Here is a 16606-nt window from a genome sequence, read left to right as displayed (position 1 = left end):
TCGGGGTTCACATCTTCATTCGAGCACCCGCGCCCCCGGGCGGGCCAGGGATCGCGGGTGCTCGTCAGACTTCCGTCACTGTTTCCCGTACCCGGGGCTCAGGGCGCCGTCTCCGCGGTCTCCGCCGCCTCCGCGGCCTTCTCCAGCTGGAAGGCCTCGTTGCCCAGCCCGATGCGGGCATGTGCCTCCGGCCGGCGGGAGCGCAGTACGGCGCCCTGGACCAGGCCGACGACGAGGGCGAGGCCGATGATGCCGGGCAGCACCCGGCTCAGGGCCGAGCCGGGGCCGGCGTCGACCAGGACGTCGAAGTCCTTGACGGTGTAGGTGGCGATCACCAGCAGGGCCAGGCCGGCCACGGCGGAGGTGACCAGTCGCCAGGCCTGCGCGGCCGCCGCGCCGCGCCGTACGAAGAAGACGATCACCGAGACGCTGGCGGCCGCCATCAGCACGATCACGCCGAGCGCGCCGAGGTTGCCGAACCAGGTGAACAGGTGCAGCACGGGCGCGGTCGGGTCGCCGGTCGGCTTGTCGTCGGTGACGGCGAAGGCGATCACGATGACCAGTGAGACGACGGTCTGCGAGAGGGATCCGGTCGCGGGCGCGCCGCTGGAGCTGGACGTGCGCCCGAAGGCGGCCGGCAGCAGGCCCTCGCGGCCCATGGCGAAGGCGTACCGGGCGACGACGTTGTGGAAGCTCAGCATGGCCGCGAACATGCCGGTGACGAACAGGACGTGCAGGACGTCGGTGAAGGTGCCGCCGAGCCGCGACTCGGTCAGGGTGAACAGCAGCCCGGCGCTCTCCTTCTGCGCCGTGCCGATGATCGCCGAGGGGCCGGTGGCGACGGTGAGGGCCCAGCTGCTGACCGCGAAGAAGACGGCGACGCCGGCGACGGCGAGGAACATCACGCGCGGGACCAGGACGTGCGGGCGGCTGGTCTCCTCCGCGTACACCGGGGCCTGCTCGAAGCCGAGGAAGGCCGCGATGCAGAAGCACAGCGCGGTGCCGATGCCGGCGCCGGCGAGGGTGTCCGGGTTGAAGGCGTGCAGGGACAGGCCCTCCTTGGCGGGGTCGGCGATCGCCGCCACGTCGAAGATCACGACGAGTACGACCTCGATGACCAGCAGCACGCCGAGCACGCGCGCGTTGACGTCGATCTTCAGCCAGCCGAGCGCGCCGACGACGGCCGCGGCCGCGAGCGCGGGGATCCACCAGGCGACGGTGACGTCGGCGTAGGTGGCGAACAGGTTGGAGACCTCGAAGCCGAAGATCCCGTAGATGCCGGCCTGGAGCGCGTTGTAGGCGACGAGGGCGACGAGCGCCGCGCCGGCGCCCGCCGTGCCGCCGAGGCCCCGGGAGATGTAGGCGTAGAAGGCACCCGCGTTGTGGACGTGGCGGCTCATCTCGGCGTACCCGAAGCTGAAGAGGATCAGCACGGTGCCGAGGACCACGAAGAGCAGCGGCTGTCCGACGATCCCCATCACCGCGAATGTGGTGGGCATGACACCCGCGACCACCATGAGCGGGGCGGTCGCCGCGAGCACGGAGAGCAGCAGACCCCCCGTGCCGAGGCGGTCGGCGCGCAGGGCGCGCTCCTGTCCCTTGAACGTACTGATGCCGCCGCCGTCGGCGGTGGTTCTGCTCGTGCTCGAACTGCCCGTCGTCATCGGGGGTTCGTCCTTTCGGGCGTCGTGGTCGTGGTGCGTACGGGGTTGCGGGGCACTACACCGCACCGAGCGCGCCGGCGCGCGCGATGCGGAAGGCGGTGTACGGATCTCGGTCGGGGTACGCCCACGGCGCCTGGGTGGGATGGTCGCCGATGCGGTGGAACAGGGCGGCGGCCTCGGCACCCCGGCCCTCGCAGTGCTTGGCGTGGGCGAGGAAGTTCAGATCGACCAGGCGGCGGGGATGGTCCTCCTGCTCCCACTCCAGCCACCAGTCGAAGGCGGCCTTCATCACCTGGCGGGCCCGGCGGCCGGTCCAGTGCCCGGAGGCGGCCGGGTCGGCCTGTGCGTGGCCGGCGCCGGCCAGGACGCGGTAGCGCTCGGCGTGCGCGACCACCGGGAGCATGGCCAGCGGTGAGTCGGCGGGCGCCCGCTCGGCGGCCCAGTTGGCGAAGTCGTAGACCTCGTGCAGCGGGTCCGGGCCGGCGTCGGCGTGCCGCTCGGCCAGTTGGGCCACCATCAGGTGGTGGGCGTGGTGGTGGTCGGGATGGCGGTGGTGGACCTTGTCGAAGAGGCGGACCACCTCCTCCTCGTCGCCCAGGCCCCGCTCCAGCAGGAGCAGGCCGAGCCACGGCGTGGGGTCCTCGGGCGCCAGCTCGGCCGCCGCCCGGCAGGCCTCGCGGGCCCGGTCGGGCTTCTCCCTGCCGCACAGGGCACCCTGCACCAGGGACATGCCGAGCAGGACGGAGGCGTCGGCGGACTCGGGCTCGGCGAGCAGCCAGTCACGGGTCCAGGCCGCGGTGTGGGACTCCTCGGCGAGGACGGTGACGCGATGCCCCCGGCGGTCCCAGTCGTCGTTGGTGCGCACGAGCAGCGAGCGCACCGCCTGCCACCGGCCCTGCGCCAACGCCATGCGCGCGTCACGGAGTTCGGTGTCGTCGAGAGCGGTGTCGAAGGCCTGGGCCGCTCGCTTGCGGCCGCGTCCGAGGGGAGGCGGGGGTGGGGACACCGCGGGACTTCCTCACGCGCTCTTTGTTTCGTGGCCCGGTACGCCCGGGGAGCGGCCCCCCGTTCGGCCCACCGGCCTCGGCTTGCTCGTCGGTCATCGGCTTGCCATCGGCTGATCACGGACAGCAAACCCCCAGCCAATGCGCTCCGTCAAGGGTCGCCCTCGCGTTACACGCGTCAACTTCCCTTACACAGGAGGTACTTGTGAAGATGTCCGGTCGCCGGGCCGGGACGGCGGCCCGGCCCGGCCCGTCCCGCGGGAGGGTCACTCCTGTGGCGTACGCCATGGCGCGGCGGTGCCGCGGGTTCCACCATGGTCCAGGGCCGCGCCGTCGCCCCGGCCACGGGGCGCCGTGACCGGGCGGACCGCCCGAAATCCGGGTCATCCCGGCAGCGGGCCGGGCCCCGGGACGCTACAGTCGGCCACTACGCACCCCGTGGCCCGGCCGGATGATCGAGGTACGCAGCGTGTCGGTTCTGGTTGTGATTCTCGCCGTGAGCGCCGCCTGCTGCCTGGGCTTCGGATTCGTGCTCCAGCAGAACGCGGCCCAGCGGGCACCACTCGGCGACTTCCTCTCGCCCCGGCTGCTGCTGGACCTGATGAAGGTGCCGCGCTGGCTGGGCGGTCTGGGGCTGATGATCGGCGGCATGGTGCTGGGCGCCTTCGCCCTGGGACGGGGCGAGATCTCGCTGGTGGAACCACTGCTGGCCACGAACCTGCTGTTCGCCCTCGCCTTGTCCCGACGGCAGACCAGACAGCCGCTGGGCCGCCAGGGCTGGGCGGGGCTCGGCCTGCTGGCCGGCGGCGTGACCGCGTTCATCGTGGCGGGCCGGCCGCGTGCCGGCAGCGCCGTCACCGACCCGCTGCGGCACTGGCTGATCATCGGCGTGATGGTGGGCGTGGCCCTGCTGCTGACGGCGTACGCCAAGCGCTCGCGGCTGAGCTGGGGACCGGTCCTGCTGGCGGTGGCCGCCGGGCTGCTCTACGGCGTGCAGGACGCGTTGACCCGGGTGAGCGGGCAGCGGTTCTCGGCGGGCGGCTGGACGGAGCTGTTCACCGGCTGGCAGCCGTACGGCCTGCTGGTGATCGGCGTCACCGGGCTGATCCTGATGCAGAGCGCGTTCGAGACGGCGCCGCTGCGCATGTCCCTGCCGGCCCTGACCGCGGCCGAGCCGCTGGCCGGGATCGCCTGCGGAGTGGGCTTCCTCGGCGACCGGCTGCGCACCGACACCGGAGCGCTGGCCTGGGAGGCGTCGGGCCTCGCGGCGATCGTGGCGGGCATCGTCCTGCTCGGCCTGCACCCGGCGATGCCGTACGGGGCGGCGGTGCCCGAGCGGAAACACGACCTGCAACCACGCTGAGCCGGACCGGGCCCGCGGCCACGCGGACGGTGGCGGCCGCCCACCCGGACGGCGGCCGACTGGCACCGCGGCCTGCTTGGATGGCGGCATGAGCGCTGAAGACGAGATCCTCGACATCGTCGACGAACAGGACCGGGTCGTCGGGCGGTCCCCGCGCGGCGAGGCGTACGCCAAGGGGCTGCGCCACCGCTGCGTCTTCGTCCAGGCCCGGGACGCGGAGGGCCGCCTCTTCGTCCACCGGCGCACCTCCACCAAGCTGGTCTTCCCCTCCCTCCACGACATGTTCGTCGGCGGGGTGGTCGGCGCGGGCGAGGCCTACGACGACGCGGCCCTGCGCGAGGCCGAGGAGGAACTGGGGGTGACGGGACTGCCACGCCCCGAGTACCTCTTCAAGTTCCTGTACGACGACGGCGCCGGCCGCACCTGGTGGTCGGCGGTCTACCAGGTCCGCTGCGACCTGCCGGTGCGGCCGCAGGCCGAGGAGGTCGCCTGGCACGACTTCCTGCCCGAGGACGAGGTGGAACGCCGCCTGGGCGAGTGGGAGTGGGTACCGGACGGCCTGGCCGCCTACGAACGGCTGAAGGCACACCGGTCACAGGGGTGAACCGGCCCCGGTGGCGGCACGACGGGGGCGGCCCCCAGCACCCGCTCGGACGCGGACCGCGCGTACGAACGCCGGCTACGGCCGCAGCGCACGCAGCAGCAGGTCGGCCAGGTGGTCGGCGACCTGCTGGGGGCCCATCGGGCCGTCGGGCCGGTACCAGGTCGACAGGTGGTGGACGGAGCCGAAGTGGTAGTCGACCACCAGGTCCGCAGGGGTCGCCGTGGAGAAGACGCCGGCCCGCTGGCCCTCTTCGATGAGCGCGCGGAAGCGTTCGTGGTAGCGCCGGCGCTCGGCGCGCACCTGCTTGTTCTTCTCCGGGCTGAGATGGTGCATCGAGCGGAAGAAGATCATGGCGTCGTCGAGGTTCTCGATGGTGGTGACCACCACGTCCGCCGCCGCGTCCCGCAGCCGCTTCTCGACCGGTTCGTCGGCGTCCGCGAAGGCGTCGAGGCGCTCCTGCTGGACGCGCAGCACGCGCGCGTACACCTCGTGCAGGAGGTCGTCCTTGGAGCCGAAGTAGTGGTAGAGCGCCCCTTTGGTGACGCCGGCCGCCTCGACGATCTCCTGCACCGAGGTGCGGTCATAGCCCTGCTCGGCGAAGAGCCGGGTGGCGGCGGCCAGGAGCCGCTGCGGCACCGGAGTACCGCCTGAGTCCGTAGTCCTGGGCACCTGCCGCCACCTGCCTTCCGTGTTCGTGCTTGCTGTGCTGCCTACGGGAACGCAGTTCCCGACGGAGGATCTTCCCATTTGCCGTCCTCGGCAAGTCCGGCAGGATCTCGGTCGGCCCCGGTCGCCCCCGCCCCCGGTGTCAGCGGGTCTCCTCCCATTTCCGCTGGATGTGGTTCATGTTCGTCAGCCAGCGGTCGGGGTCCGCGGCCCGGGCCCGGTAGAACCCGGCGACCTCGGGGTGCGGCAGGATCAGGAAGCGGTCCTCGGCGATGCCCTCGAGCAGGGCGTCGGCCACGTCCTCCGGCTCGATCGCGGTGGGCTGGAGCACCAGGTCGCCGGCGCTGCCGGTGGCGGCCAGCATGTCGGTGCGCACGCCCTGAGGGCAGATCGCGTGCACCTTGATCCCGCGGTGGCGATAGGTCAGCGACAGCCACTCGGCGAAGGCGTACGCACCGTGCTTGGTGACGCTGTACGGGGCCGCGCCGATCATGGTGAGCAGCCCGGCCGCGGACACGGTGGAGACGAACCGGCCGCTGCCGCGTTCCAGCCAGGCGGGGAGCAGCGCCTCGGCGGCGCGGACGTGGGCCATGACGTTGACGTCCCAGGCCTGTGCCCACACCTCCTCGCCGACCGCCTCCGAACCGCCCGAGCCGAGGCCCGCGTTGGCGCAGTAGACGTCGACCGTGCCGCCGAGCGCGTCACGGGCCGCGGCGACGGCCTCGGAGGCGTCGCCCGGGACCGCGATGCCGCCGATCTCCCCGGCCACGGACGCGGCCCGGTCGGCGTCGAGGTCGTTGACGACGACCCGGGCGCCCTCGGCGGCGAACCGGCGGGCCAGCGCGGCGCCGATTCCGCCCCCGGCCCCGGTGACGACCACTCCCGCACCCTGCACGGCTTGCACCATCGGTCTCCTTCGGCATGGCTCCGACACGACACGACACGGATCGACTCGACTCCGCCGCCTCAGACTAACCAGTCGGTATGTGGTATTGGAAGGAATGTTCCGCAGGAGGCGCCGTCCGCTCCGTTCCCTGGCGGGCGGGCGCAGGCTAGCGTGCGTGAGCATGACACCCGCCGCGATCACGGAGGTCACTGTATGAAGCTGTCCAGACGGAGCCTGCTCGCCACCACCGCCGCCGCGGCGGCCTCCGGAGCCGTGGCGGCCCCGGCCCAGGCCGCCCCCGGGGGCAACCGCCCGCTGCGCACCGGTTTCGAGCGCCTCGACGCCGAGGGCTACGCCTCGCTGCGCGGGCAGCGCATCGGGATCGTCACCAACCCGACCGGCGTCACCCGCGACGTGCGGCACATCGTGGACGTGATGCACGCCGACCGCCGGGTGGACCTGGTGGCCGTCTTCGGCCCCGAGCACGGCTTCCGCGGCACCGCGCAGGCGGGCGGCTCCGAGGGCCGCTACGACGACCCGGCCACCGGGCTGCCGGTGTACGACACGTACCTCAAGAGCGGGCAGCCGCTCGCCGACGTCTTCACGGCCTCCGGCGTGGACACGGTCGTCTTCGACATCCAGGACGCGGGCGCCCGCTTCTACACCTACATCTGGACGCTCTACGACTGCATGGAGGCCGCGGCCCTCGCCGGCAAGCGGTTCGTGGTGCTCGACCGGCCCAACCCGATGACCGGCCGGGAGGCCCTGGGGCCGGTGATGCACCCGGAGTTCGCGACCTTCGTCGGACGGAAGGCGATCGCGCAGGCGCACGGCATGACCGTCGCCGAGCTGGCGCGGCTGTTCAACGGCGAGTTCCTGACCACGCCGGTTCCGCTGGAGACCGTCCTGATGACCGGCTGGAGGCGTTCGGACTTCTACGACGCCTCCGGGCTGCCCTGGGTGCCGCCGAGCCCGAACATGCCGACGCCCGACACCGCCCTGGTCTACTCCGGAACGTGCCTGTTCGAGGGCACCAACCTGTCGGAGGGACGGGGCACCACCCGCCCCTTCGAACTGCTCGGCGCGGCGGGCGTCGACGGGCGCTGGGCGGCCGCGGCCAACGCGCTGCGCCTGCCGGGCGTGCACTTCCGGGAGGCGTACTTCACGCCCACCTTCTCCAAGTTCCAGAACACGACCGTCGGCGGGGTGCAGATCCACGTGCACAACCGGGACGCCTTCGATCCGGTGCGGACCGGGATCGCACTGCTCGTGACCGCCAAGCGGGTCTGGAGCGGGTTCGCCTGGCGCTCGGACAACTGGATCGACAAGCTCACCGGTTCCACCCAGGTGCGCACGATGATCGACGCCGGGGCGGACACCGACGAGGTGGTGGCGGCGTGGCGGCAGGAGCTGGCCGCGTTCCGGAAGACCCGGAAGGAATACCTCCTCTACTGACGGGCCGTGACCCCTGGCCGGCCCGGCCCGTTGGCAGGACGATGCGCGACACATCGCTCCGCTTCCGGGGATGAAGGGGTCGGTCATGGCGGTACCGGACATCAGCGTGGCTCCCTACTGGGAACTGACCTTCGACGCCGACGGGGACGTGGACGGCGCCGAGCGGGACCGGCTGCTCGCCGGAGTCGAGCGGCGGGACGTGCGCGACCTGATCGTCTTCGCGCACGGCTGGAACAACGACCGTTCGGGCGCGACCCGGCTCTACAGCAGCTTCTTCGCGCCCGTCCCGCGGCTCGCCCCGGCGGCCCGGATCGGGTACGTCGGGGTGGTGTGGCCGTCGATGCGGTTCTGTGACGAGCCCATTCCCGACTTCCCCCGGTCCACCGCCGCCGGGCCGGTGCCGTCGGCGGCGCTCGACAAGGACACCCGGAAGGCACTGCGGGACACCTTCCCCGGGCGGGCCGCGGTGGTCGGCACACTCGCGCGGATGCTGGACGGCCCCGCGCGCGAACCGGCCGCGCTGGAGGAGTTCGGACGGCTGGTGCGGCGGCTGGTCGAGGACGTGTCGCCGGGGCCGTGGGCCCGCTTCGCGGCGGACACCGTGACGGAGGGCGTGCCGCAGCGCGAGCCGGCGATGTTCGCTCGGCCCGCGGCGGAGGTCTGCGCCGAGTTCGCCGGGGCCCTCGCCGGGCTCGGGGACCCGGGCGGGCAGCGGTCGTTCGCGCTGCCGAACCCGTGGGACGGGGCGAAGGAGCTGCTGCGGCAGGCGACGTACTACACGATGAAGCGGCGCGCGGGCACCGTCGGCGAGCGGGGGCTCGGCCCGGTGGTCGGACGGCTCGCGCAGGCGGCGCCCGGGGTGCGGGTCCATCTGGTGGGCCACAGTTTCGGCGGGCGGCTGGTGTCGTTCGCGCTGAGCGGGCTGCCCGAGGGCGTGCGGACGGTGAAGTCCGTGACGCTGCTCCAAGGGGCCTTCTCCCACTACGCGTTCGCGCCCCGGCTGCCGGGCGATCCGGGCGCGGGCGGGGTGCTGCGGGGCAGGGAGCGCCGTGTCGACGGCCCCCTGGTGTGCTGCCACTCCCGCTTCGACACGGCCCTCGGCACGCTGTATCCGCTGGCCTCGCGGATGGCGGACGACGACCGGTCGGTGCTCGGCCTCGACGTGGGCGCCCTGCTCGGGGCCCGCTGGGGTGCGATGGGGCATGACGGCGTGCAGGCGGTGCCCGGCACACGCGCGTGCACCCTCTCCGCGGCCCTGGCCGCGCCGTTCCCGGCGTCGGGATGCGTCAACGTGGACGCGGCCGAGGTGGTCAGGCGCGGCGGCCCGCCGTCCGGCGCGCACAGCGACATCGTGCACCCGGAGCTGGCGCGGGTGGTGCTGGCGGCGGGCCGTGTCCACTGACACCGGCCCGCCGCCCCGGTCGAGCCGCCGGTTCGGAAGGACCTACCGGTGGCCGGTGTACTCCACGACCTGCTGGAAGGTCGGGCGGTTCTGCCAGCTGATCTTCCCGTGCTTGATGCCGCCCAGGGCGCGCTGGACGATCGAGTCTGCGCACCACTGGTCACCCGCGGAGCACTGGTCGTCGCCGGGGTAGACCTGGGCCGCCTTCGCTCCCGCCGCCTGCTTCAGGGTGCCGATCAGGGTGTCCCGGCACGCGCTCAGGCTGCCGCCGCCGCAGAACGTCCGGCCCAGTGGGCCTTGCACCGACTCGCCGAGCACCGTCCGAATGTCCTTGTCGACATAGCTCCACCAGCCGTACTGGAAGGCGCTTCCGGCGTGCGAGCCGGTCGGGCCGTGCCCGGCCGACGGGGACTCGTCTACCGGCAGGTTGGCGGTGAAGGCGCTGTACAGATCGCTGCCGAGCCCCGGTTCGAACTCGGCCTTCACCAGCAGCGGCCACCAGGCGTCCAGGATCCGGATGGCCTCGGCGTTGGCGTAGGTCTTGGAGCCCGTCGAGGTCTCGGTGCGCTTGGCGCCCGCGGACAGCCATGTCTGGAGCTTGCCCACCGCCGCCGCGGCCGCGGAGTCGGTCACCGGCGAGCCGTTGATCACCTTCAGCAGGTTCGGCAGCACGTCCTCGGCCCTGAGGTCGGCCACGGCAGCGTCCGCCATCGCCTTCACCAGTGAGGCACGGGTCACCCCGCCGGCCGCGACCAGCTTCCTCACCCGATCCTCCAGCAGGTCGCCGCGGTGCACGGAGCCGTTGCCCCAGGAGGCCGCGGAGTAGTCCAGGGCCTGCTTGTTGTTCCAGGAGACGTAGTAGTCCTGGTCGACGGAGGCGGGGTGGGCGGAGGGCGGGGTGTAGTCCGCGGTGTTGACCCCCGGGTCCCAGTTCCGCCACTCGTACGCCGGCTGCGCCCACACCGGGAACTCGGCGTCCACGCCGTTCGCCCGCACCGGGTTGTCGCCGCTGTTGTAGTACGCGGTGTGCCGGGAGTCGGCGTAGAACCAGTTGAACGTGTAGTTGATGTGCTGCGCGGCCTTCTGGAAGTCCTCGGGGCCCTTCACGAAGTCGGGGTCGTTGAGCATCTGGAAACCGATGATCGAGTCGGCCTCGTGCAGGAAGGAGGAGCGCAGGGTGGTGTAGGCGACCTTCTTGCCGCCGACGGTGGCGCGGTACTCGACCGGGCCGTACTTCGTACGCCACACACGCATGGTGTAGGAGCCGGCCGCCGTTCCGTCGGCGACGGTGGGCTTCCAGGAGTTGGTCTGCTCGACCTTGTCCATGGCCGTGCAGGTGCCGCGGTACAGGTAGTGGAAGTCGTCCTGGCACAGTTCGACGGCGTAGGTGTCGATGATGTCCTGGCCGGACGTCGTGGCGCTCCACGAGTAGTCCTGACCGCGGCCGAGTTCGACGTACATGCTCAGGCCGGCGAAGGAGGCGCCGCGGGCGCTGATGCCCGGGCCCTGGATCTCCTGGAGCATCAGCAACTGGGGCGCGAAATAGCCGGTCTGCGGGCCGAAGACGGCGACCGGGTGGCCGCTCGCGGTGTGCTCGCCGCCGACGACGAGGGCGTTGGACATGCCGCGCCGGGCGGAGGTCAGGGCGCTCTTCGCGGCCGAGGAGGTGGCGCCCCGCGCGGCCGCGGTCGCCGCGCTGCCGGTGCGGCCGTACACCAGCGGCTCCTGGGCCGCCGAGCCGGCGTCGGGCAGGGCCCGGCCCCTGGGGTCGTCGGGTTTCGTCGCGTACGGGTAGCTCTTGCCGTCGTGCACGGTCAGGACGGCCTCGGGGTCGTTGCGCTCACGGAAGGACTCCCAGATCCTGGTGCCCTCCTCGACGCCGAACTTGGACTGGGCGGCCAGTAGGGACAGCGCGTTGTCCACCTCGCCGCCGCCACCCGAGCCGAACAGGGCGCCGACCACGGAGGCCAGCGCGACCAGGTCGGTGACCTTGAAGTGGGCGACGGTGCCGGCGTTGGTGATCGAGTCCTTGTGGCCGGTCAGGACGTACTCGCCGGGGAAGTAGCGGCCGGAGTCGGAGGCGTCGATGTAGGAGTTGATGCCGTCGAGGTAGGCGTTCACGTCGGCGAGGGCCTGCTGCCCGCGGGCGCCGTTGCCGGCCACGGCGCGGTCGATCTGCGCCTGGAGGTCGACCTCGGTGTACGGGGCGTTGCGCCAGAACTCCTGCTCCAGGCCCTGGTTGGCGGCCGCGCCGCCAGCGAAGGAGGTCAGCTGCCCGCGGCCGACGTGCCGGAAGACGTCCATGAGCCACAGCCGGTCCTGGGCGGCGGCGTATCCGGCGCCGAACTCGGTGCCGTAGCGGGTGGTGCCCGTGATGTGCGGCACACCGGTCTTCTTGTCGCGGACGATCGTCACGTCACTGCGGCCCGCGGGTTTCTCGGTGGAGGCGATCTGCCCGGAGGCGACGCCGAACGAGGCGTCGTTGAAGAAGGAGTTGATCTTCGCGTCGGTGAGCGCCGGGTAGCCCGTGGCCAGGTTGGCGTACGGGCCGAGCTGGTCCTCCGCGTGGCTCGGCTGGGTGCCGAAGGCCTGGTTGAGGAGGATCTGGGCGAGGGTGGCGTTGCCGTTCTCGCCGGGCGGCAGGATGTCGGAGCACTGGCCGCCGCAGTAGTCGTTCGAGGCCGCGGCGGTCACGGCGGCGGCGGCGCCGGCCGGCGTCCCGGCCGCGGCCGCTTGGGAAAAGGGTGACAAAAGACCGGCAATGAGGACGCATACCGATGCGGTCTTCAGGAACCCGGGGAATCTGCGGGGAGTTCTCAGTCTGGCAAGCGCGAAGTGTGGGGTGCGCCGGTGCATGGCAGCTCCTCCCGACGGGGGTGGTGCCGGGACGTTACCGCCGGTATCACCCAGGGGGAAGATGAACATGCGTCACTTTTTGAGGCCACCTCGTGGAGGTCAACCAGGGCGGCGTTATGGCGGGCATCGGAAAACGGATGGAGCCGGATCGGATGTCGGCACGTCTATCCGGCGGAGCCGTCACGACGGCTCCGTACGACGACGCCGCAGTGACCGAAGTGCGGATGCAGGTGTGACGGAGGTGCAGGGCGATGGCCGGTTTCCGGAGTCTGGCGAGACAGGTGAGGGACCCGCGGTGCGATCTGGCGCTGCGGCGTTACTCGCTGCGCAAGTGCCTCGAGCGGTTCGCTCCCTATGGGCACAGGGCGACCTGGGACCATCTGTGCTCCCGGGCCGGGTTCGGACCCGAGGACAGGTCCCCCGATCCAGTGCGGCTCGTGGCCGCACTGGACGAACTCGAAGAAGCGCGTTCGGTGTGGCTCGACTACGAGGCCGGGTTCGCCAGGCGCCGCAAGCAGGAGAAGCACGACGGGCTGCGCAGGCCGGGCAGCGTGGACGACTGGCACCGGATGACCTGGGGCGGCTTCGGGGTCGCCTGGTGCGACGACCCGCGGGTGCACCCGCGGGAACCGCTGGCCGAGGTGCTGCGCCGACTGATCGCCGCGCTGGAGCGCGAACCGGGCGCGGCGTGCCCGGTGTGCGGCGGTGAGCGGCTGGCCTGGACGTACGACCTGGATCACGAGCCGTCGTCCGGCCCGGTCTGCGCGGTCTGCGGGATCCTGGTCCCGCTGCCCGTCCTCACGCCCGAGGCCCTGGCGTACGCCAGGCGGGGGCGGCTGCTGATGTCCGCCTGACCACGACGTCAGGCCCTTGAGGTGAGGTGCGCCGGTCCTGCCGGACGAATGACGGGGCGCCTCGGAGCCCGCCCGGCGGCCGGGGGACCGCCGGCGCCTGTCGGCACGGGGCGGACCGGCGCGTCTCGTAGGGCGGTCCGGGAGTTCGGCGCGGCGGTGGCCGGTTCCGCCGGGATGCGCCGGCGCCCACCGCGGGGGACTACGCGCGGCCGGCGCCGCTCCCCCGTTCCGCCATCAGGCGCGAGCCCGTCAGGCGTTCACCGAAGACGTCGTCCGGGTTGGACAGCACGCAGGTGTCCAGGGACAGGCAGCCGCAGCCGATGCAGTCGGTGAGGTGGTCGCGCAGGCGGTTGAGCTGCCTGATGCGCTCGTCGAGTTCGGAGCGCCAGGCCTCGGAGAGGCGGGCCCAGTCCTCCCGGGTGGGGGTGCGCTCCTCGGGGAGCCGGGCGAGCGCCTCACGGATCGTGGCGAGCGGGATGCCCACGCGCTGCGCCGCCCGGACGAAGGCGACCCGGCGCAGCGTGTCGCGGGAGTAGCGGCGCTGGTTGCCCGTTGTGCGGCGGCTGCTGATCAGACCCTTGGACTCGTAGAAGTGCAGGGCGGAGACGGCGGCGCCGCTGCGGGCCGACAGCTGGCCGACGGTCAGCTCGTGGATCTTCTCGGGGATCTGGGGCACCTCTCAGAGCCTACCCACCGCGCCACCCGCCCGGTCCGTTGACAGGGGCCCCGCACACGACCATGCTAAGCAGTTGCTTAGACTTCGACCGTGAGGCGGGAGGCCGGACACATGGCAGAGCCGAGGATCTTCACGTCCCCTGACGAACTCAGGGCGGCGGTGGGTGAGCGGCTGGGGTACACCGACTGGCTGGAGATCGACCAGAAGCGGATCGACCTGTTCGCCGACGCGACCGGCGATCACCAGTGGATCCACGTGGACCCGGAGAAGGCCGCCGCGGGCCCCTTCGGCACCACCATCGCCCACGGCTATCTGACCCTGTCGCTGCTCCCGCTCTTCGGTCCGCAGCTGATCGCGGTCGAGGGCGTGCGGATGGGCGTCAACTACGGCACCAACAAGGTCCGTTTCCCCGCCCCCGTCCCGGTCGGCTCACGGCTGCGGTCCACCGCGGCGATCGCCGGCGTGGACGACGTGCCGGAAGGGGTTCAGGTGACCGTCGCCTTCACCGTGGAGCGCGAGGGCGGCGACAAGCCGGTGTGCGTGGCGGAGTCGGTGGTGCGCTACTACTTCTAGGGCGTCTCGGGAAGGTTCCGGCCGGCCCCGACCATCCGCAGCACGAGGTCGGCGTACAGCGCGCCGACCTCCTCGGGGGTGCGGGGGCCGTCGAGGTTGAACCAGCGGGCGACGTCGATGCACAGGGAGAGCACCGCCAGCGTGGTGCCGCGCACGTCCGGCACGTCGAACTCGCCCGAGGCGACGCCGTCCTCGATGATCCCGCGTACCTCGGCGTCGACCTGGCGGCGCAGTGCGAGGATCTCCGCGCGGGCGTCCGGACCGAGCGAGTCCAGTTCGTACTGCACGACCCGGGCGGTGGTGCGACCGCCCGCGTGCCAGCGCACGAAGGAGCTGACGGCGTCGGCGAGCCGCTCGGTCGCGCCGCCCTCGCGCCGGGCGGCGGTGCGCAGGATCTCCAGCGCCTTCTCGTGGCCGATCCGGCTGATGCGGTGGAGCAGTTCTTCCTTGGTCCGGTAGTGGATGTAGAGGGCGGCCGGGCTCATTCCGGCCCGGCCCGCGATGTCGCGGGTCGTCGTCGCGTGGTAGCCCCGTTCGGCGAAGGCCTCCACGGCGGCCACGAGCAGCCGCCGGGCCGCGTCCGGGGTGACCTCGCCCCACGGCTGCGGGTCACCGCCGGCCGTCTCCTCCGCCGTAGTCATCGCTCGCCCCTCTTTCGCGTCAGGGCGTCCACCATACCGCCGAGGGTGAGCGCTCGCTTAGCCTGCTCGGCCGGCGGTGTAGGGCGGCCCGCGGCCTCACAGCTTCTCGAAGGGATCGTGCTCGGAGAGCAGCTTCTCCAGTCGTGCCTGGTCGACCCGGCTGACGATCCGGCCGGCCTCCTGGCGGTCCCTGATCACCTTGGCGAGCGTGAACGCGGAGGTGACAAGGTACAGGACGGCGATGGCGAGGAAGGCGCGCACCCAGGCGTCGGCGTTCAGTCGGAAGATGCCGATGGTGGTGGCCGCCATGGCGATGCCGAAGGAGGCGACCGCCTGGCCGTAGAAGGCGGCGGTGCTCTGCTGCTTGACCGGTGTGTCACTCATGGCGACCAGCGTCGGCCCACGGGCCCGCCGCCGCATCCGCCGGGATACTCAGCTCGCGTACTCAGAAACTCCGGCCACCGGCGCCGGGGCCCGGAACGCCCGCCCGCGCGGGCGCCGCCTGTTCGATCCCGCGGCTCTACGATGTGCGCCATGGCCCGCCCCCGCACCCCCCTCCTCAGCACCGGCCGCATCGTCGCGACGGCGCGGGAACTCGTGGACGCGGAGGGCCTGGCGGCCGTCTCCACCCGCCGGCTCGCCGCCGAGCTGGGCGTGAGCGGGCCCTCGCTCTACAACCACTTCCGGACCAAGGACGAGATCCTGGAGGCGGTCGCGGACTCGGTGAGCGCCCAGGTCGACCTGTCGATGTTCGAGGACGGCCGGGACTGGCGGACCGCGCTGCACGACTGGGCCGTTTCCTACCGGGCCGCCCTGCGCAACCATCCGAACATCGTTCCGGTCCTCGCCCGCGGCCCCGGCCGCCGTCCCGCCGCGCTGCGGCTGGCCGACGCGGTCTACGGCGCGATGACCGACGCGGGCTGGCCGCCGGCGCAGGCGACCTCCATCGGCGCACTGATGCGGTACTTCGTCATGGGCTCCGCGCTCGGCTCCTTCGCCGGGGGCTTCGTGGACGACGCCGGCGCCTACGACCCGGCCGACTACCCGCGTCTCGGGCAGGCCCATCTGCTGGCCGAGCAGCAGGAGAAGATCGACGAACGGGCCTTCGAAACCGGTCTCGCGGCCCTGCTGGACGGGCTGGCGCGGCAGTACGAGCAGGTAGGGCGGAACGCGTGAGCACACTTCGGCGCGCGCCGAAGCGTCCGTGTCCCATGCTGGCCTCATGAGCACCGGAGAACGGGTACGGACCCGGCGCGCGGACCCCGTGGCACCACCGCTGGCCGCGCTCGCCGGGCAGATCGCCGACGAGACACGGGCCGCGTGCCTGCTGGCGCTGCTCGACGGGCGGGCATGGACGGCCGGCGAGCTGGCCCGGCACGCGGGCGTCGCCGCCTCCACGCTCAGCGAGCACCTGGGCAAGCTCGTCGCGGGCGGGCTGCTCACCGAGGAGCGGCAGGGCCGGCACCGGTACGTACGCCTGGCCGACGCGCGGGTCGCCCAGCTCGTGGAGGATCTGGCCGCCCAGGCCGCCCCGCGGGCCGCGCGCCGGCCGCGCACGCTGCGGGAGTCGAGCGCCGGGTCGGCGATGGCTCGCGGGCGCACCTGCTACGACCATCTCGCCGGGCGGCTCGGCATCGCGCTCGCCGACGCGCTCACCGCGCGCGGGCTGCTGCGCCAGGACCTCGGCTTCGCGCTCACGGACGCCGGGCTGAACTGGTTCGGCACGCTGGGCATCGGCCTGGACCGCACGGGGCGGCGACCCCTGGTCCGGGCCTGCCTCGACTGGACGGAACGGCGCCCCCATCTCGCGGGGGCCGCCGGCGCGGCCCTGTGCCGGTACGCCTTCGACGCGGGCTGGTGCGTGCGCATCGGCTCGGAGCGCGCCGTCGGGGTCACCCCGGCCGGCGAGCGCGCCCTGTCCGACCTGCTGGGGATCAAGACGGCGGCGCTGCGCTGAACGCA

General features: G+C 72.6%; 17 protein-coding genes. 9 read left to right on the top strand and 8 right to left on the bottom strand.

All coding sequences use genetic code 11. The features are described from left to right. Nucleotides 1-98: 98 nt before the first annotated feature. Entirely contained in the window at nt 99-1664 is a 1566-nt protein-coding gene (locus ACIQFZ_RS06970; RefSeq protein WP_376412177.1) for an APC family permease, read from the bottom strand. A 55-nt stretch (nt 1665-1719) separates the two neighbouring features. Further along, nucleotides 1720-2670 carry a hypothetical protein gene (locus tag ACIQFZ_RS06965; RefSeq protein WP_365431620.1) on the bottom strand — a complete coding sequence of 317 codons (951 nt, stop codon included), beginning with the start codon at nt 2668-2670 and terminating at the stop codon, nt 1720-1722. A 467-nt stretch (nt 2671-3137) separates the two neighbouring features. Here ACIQFZ_RS06965 and ACIQFZ_RS06960 point away from each other — a divergent pair, with 467 nt between their 5' ends. Together ACIQFZ_RS06960 and ACIQFZ_RS06955 are read left to right on the top strand one after the other, a co-directional pair. Continuing rightward, nucleotides 3138-4031: a DMT family transporter gene (locus ACIQFZ_RS06960; RefSeq protein ID WP_365774386.1), complete on the top strand. Its 894-nt coding sequence runs from the start codon at nt 3138-3140 to the stop codon at nt 4029-4031. An 88-nt stretch (nt 4032-4119) separates the two neighbouring features. Then, complete coding sequence (locus ACIQFZ_RS06955; RefSeq protein WP_365431626.1) at nt 4120-4635, top strand: NUDIX domain-containing protein; 516 nt, start codon at nt 4120-4122, stop codon at nt 4633-4635. 75 nt (nt 4636-4710) lie between these two features. Here ACIQFZ_RS06955 and ACIQFZ_RS06950 read toward each other — a convergent pair whose 3' ends face one another. Both ACIQFZ_RS06950 and ACIQFZ_RS06945 read right to left on the bottom strand, forming a co-directional pair. Continuing rightward, the gene (locus ACIQFZ_RS06950; RefSeq protein WP_365431629.1) at nt 4711-5304 is read right to left on the bottom strand and encodes a TetR/AcrR family transcriptional regulator; all 594 of its coding nucleotides are present in this window, start codon (nt 5302-5304) and stop codon (nt 4711-4713) included. A gap of 139 nt (nt 5305-5443) precedes the next feature. Continuing rightward, complete coding sequence (locus ACIQFZ_RS06945) at nt 5444-6208, bottom strand: SDR family oxidoreductase (RefSeq protein WP_383059415.1); 765 nt, start codon at nt 6206-6208, stop codon at nt 5444-5446. 192 nt (nt 6209-6400) lie between these two features. Here ACIQFZ_RS06945 and ACIQFZ_RS06940 point away from each other — a divergent pair, with 192 nt between their 5' ends. Both ACIQFZ_RS06940 and ACIQFZ_RS06935 read left to right on the top strand, forming a co-directional pair. Beyond that, complete coding sequence (locus tag ACIQFZ_RS06940; RefSeq protein WP_402690782.1) at nt 6401-7642, top strand: exo-beta-N-acetylmuramidase NamZ domain-containing protein; 1242 nt, start codon at nt 6401-6403, stop codon at nt 7640-7642. Nucleotides 7643-7727: 85 nt separating this feature from the next. Beyond that, on the top strand, nt 7728-9044 hold the full coding sequence (locus ACIQFZ_RS06935; protein ID WP_402690781.1) for a serine-threonine protein kinase: 1317 nt from the start codon (nt 7728-7730) through the stop codon (nt 9042-9044). 42 nt (nt 9045-9086) lie between these two features. On the opposite strand, the gene ACIQFZ_RS06930 is transcribed toward ACIQFZ_RS06935, so the two are convergent. Continuing rightward, nucleotides 9087-11900 (bottom strand): penicillin acylase family protein, encoded by a 2814-nt coding sequence (locus ACIQFZ_RS06930; protein ID WP_402690780.1) that lies wholly within the window; start codon nt 11898-11900, stop codon nt 9087-9089. 92 nt (nt 11901-11992) lie between these two features. Here ACIQFZ_RS06930 and ACIQFZ_RS06925 point away from each other — a divergent pair, with 92 nt between their 5' ends. Beyond that, nucleotides 11993-12136 carry a hypothetical protein gene (locus tag ACIQFZ_RS06925; RefSeq protein WP_376651695.1) on the top strand — a complete coding sequence of 48 codons (144 nt, stop codon included), beginning with the start codon at nt 11993-11995 and terminating at the stop codon, nt 12134-12136. Between the two features lie 15 nt (nt 12137-12151). Continuing rightward, nucleotides 12152-12754: a hypothetical protein gene (locus ACIQFZ_RS06920; RefSeq protein ID WP_361416451.1), complete on the top strand. Its 603-nt coding sequence runs from the start codon at nt 12152-12154 to the stop codon at nt 12752-12754. Between the two features lie 199 nt (nt 12755-12953). Here ACIQFZ_RS06920 and soxR read toward each other — a convergent pair whose 3' ends face one another. After that, nucleotides 12954-13430 (bottom strand): redox-sensitive transcriptional activator SoxR, encoded by a 477-nt coding sequence (soxR, locus tag ACIQFZ_RS06915; protein ID WP_361416454.1) that lies wholly within the window; start codon nt 13428-13430, stop codon nt 12954-12956. A gap of 111 nt (nt 13431-13541) precedes the next feature. Between soxR and ACIQFZ_RS06910 the strand changes: the two genes are divergently transcribed. Next, nucleotides 13542-14003 carry a MaoC family dehydratase gene (locus ACIQFZ_RS06910; RefSeq protein WP_376651697.1) on the top strand — a complete coding sequence of 154 codons (462 nt, stop codon included), beginning with the start codon at nt 13542-13544 and terminating at the stop codon, nt 14001-14003. Here the strand turns inward: ACIQFZ_RS06910 and ACIQFZ_RS06905 are convergent. Beyond that, nucleotides 14000-14644, bottom strand: coding sequence for a TetR/AcrR family transcriptional regulator (locus tag ACIQFZ_RS06905; protein WP_365434258.1), 645 nt, complete (start codon nt 14642-14644; stop codon nt 14000-14002). The genes ACIQFZ_RS06910 and ACIQFZ_RS06905 overlap by 4 nt on opposite strands. 96 nt (nt 14645-14740) lie before the next feature. Then, nucleotides 14741-15028: a YiaA/YiaB family inner membrane protein gene (locus ACIQFZ_RS06900; protein ID WP_365434255.1), complete on the bottom strand. Its 288-nt coding sequence runs from the start codon at nt 15026-15028 to the stop codon at nt 14741-14743. 150 nt (nt 15029-15178) lie between these two features. Here ACIQFZ_RS06900 and ACIQFZ_RS06895 point away from each other — a divergent pair, with 150 nt between their 5' ends. Both ACIQFZ_RS06895 and ACIQFZ_RS06890 read left to right on the top strand, forming a co-directional pair. Beyond that, entirely contained in the window at nt 15179-15820 is a 642-nt protein-coding gene (locus ACIQFZ_RS06895; RefSeq protein ID WP_376651698.1) for a TetR/AcrR family transcriptional regulator, read from the top strand. Between the two features lie 46 nt (nt 15821-15866). Continuing rightward, nucleotides 15867-16601, top strand: a complete 735-nt coding sequence (locus ACIQFZ_RS06890; RefSeq protein WP_402690779.1) for an ArsR/SmtB family transcription factor — start codon at nt 15867-15869, stop codon at nt 16599-16601. The last annotated feature ends 5 nt before the right edge of the window (nt 16602-16606 follow it).

The organism is Streptomyces sp. NPDC093064, from assembly GCF_044754605.1.
Classification (GTDB): domain Bacteria; phylum Actinomycetota; class Actinomycetes; order Streptomycetales; family Streptomycetaceae; genus Streptomyces.
Note: the sequence above shows the minus strand (reverse complement) of the source record. Positions and strands in the feature narration are given on the sequence as shown.

What these genes read in the sequence shown, in the direction of transcription:
- ACIQFZ_RS06970 (WP_376412177.1), bottom strand. Translation starts at nt 1,664, where the DNA reads ATGACGACGGGCAGTTCGAGCACGAGCAGAACCACCGCCGACGGCGGC.
- ACIQFZ_RS06955 (WP_365431626.1), top strand. Translation starts at nt 4,120, where the DNA reads ATGAGCGCTGAAGACGAGATCCTCGACATCGTCGACGAACAGGACCGG.
- ACIQFZ_RS06945 (WP_383059415.1), bottom strand. Translation starts at nt 6,208, where the DNA reads ATGGTGCAAGCCGTGCAGGGTGCGGGAGTGGTCGTCACCGGGGCCGGG.
- ACIQFZ_RS06940 (WP_402690782.1), top strand. Translation starts at nt 6,401, where the DNA reads ATGAAGCTGTCCAGACGGAGCCTGCTCGCCACCACCGCCGCCGCGGCG.
- ACIQFZ_RS06935 (WP_402690781.1), top strand. Translation starts at nt 7,728, where the DNA reads ATGGCGGTACCGGACATCAGCGTGGCTCCCTACTGGGAACTGACCTTC.
- ACIQFZ_RS06930 (WP_402690780.1), bottom strand. Translation starts at nt 11,900, where the DNA reads ATGCACCGGCGCACCCCACACTTCGCGCTTGCCAGACTGAGAACTCCC.
- ACIQFZ_RS06920 (WP_361416451.1), top strand. Translation starts at nt 12,152, where the DNA reads ATGGCCGGTTTCCGGAGTCTGGCGAGACAGGTGAGGGACCCGCGGTGC.
- ACIQFZ_RS06910 (WP_376651697.1), top strand. Translation starts at nt 13,542, where the DNA reads ATGGCAGAGCCGAGGATCTTCACGTCCCCTGACGAACTCAGGGCGGCG.
- ACIQFZ_RS06905 (WP_365434258.1), bottom strand. Translation starts at nt 14,644, where the DNA reads ATGACTACGGCGGAGGAGACGGCCGGCGGTGACCCGCAGCCGTGGGGC.
- ACIQFZ_RS06900 (WP_365434255.1), bottom strand. Translation starts at nt 15,028, where the DNA reads ATGAGTGACACACCGGTCAAGCAGCAGAGCACCGCCGCCTTCTACGGC.
- ACIQFZ_RS06895 (WP_376651698.1), top strand. Translation starts at nt 15,179, where the DNA reads ATGGCCCGCCCCCGCACCCCCCTCCTCAGCACCGGCCGCATCGTCGCG.
- ACIQFZ_RS06890 (WP_402690779.1), top strand. Translation starts at nt 15,867, where the DNA reads ATGAGCACCGGAGAACGGGTACGGACCCGGCGCGCGGACCCCGTGGCA.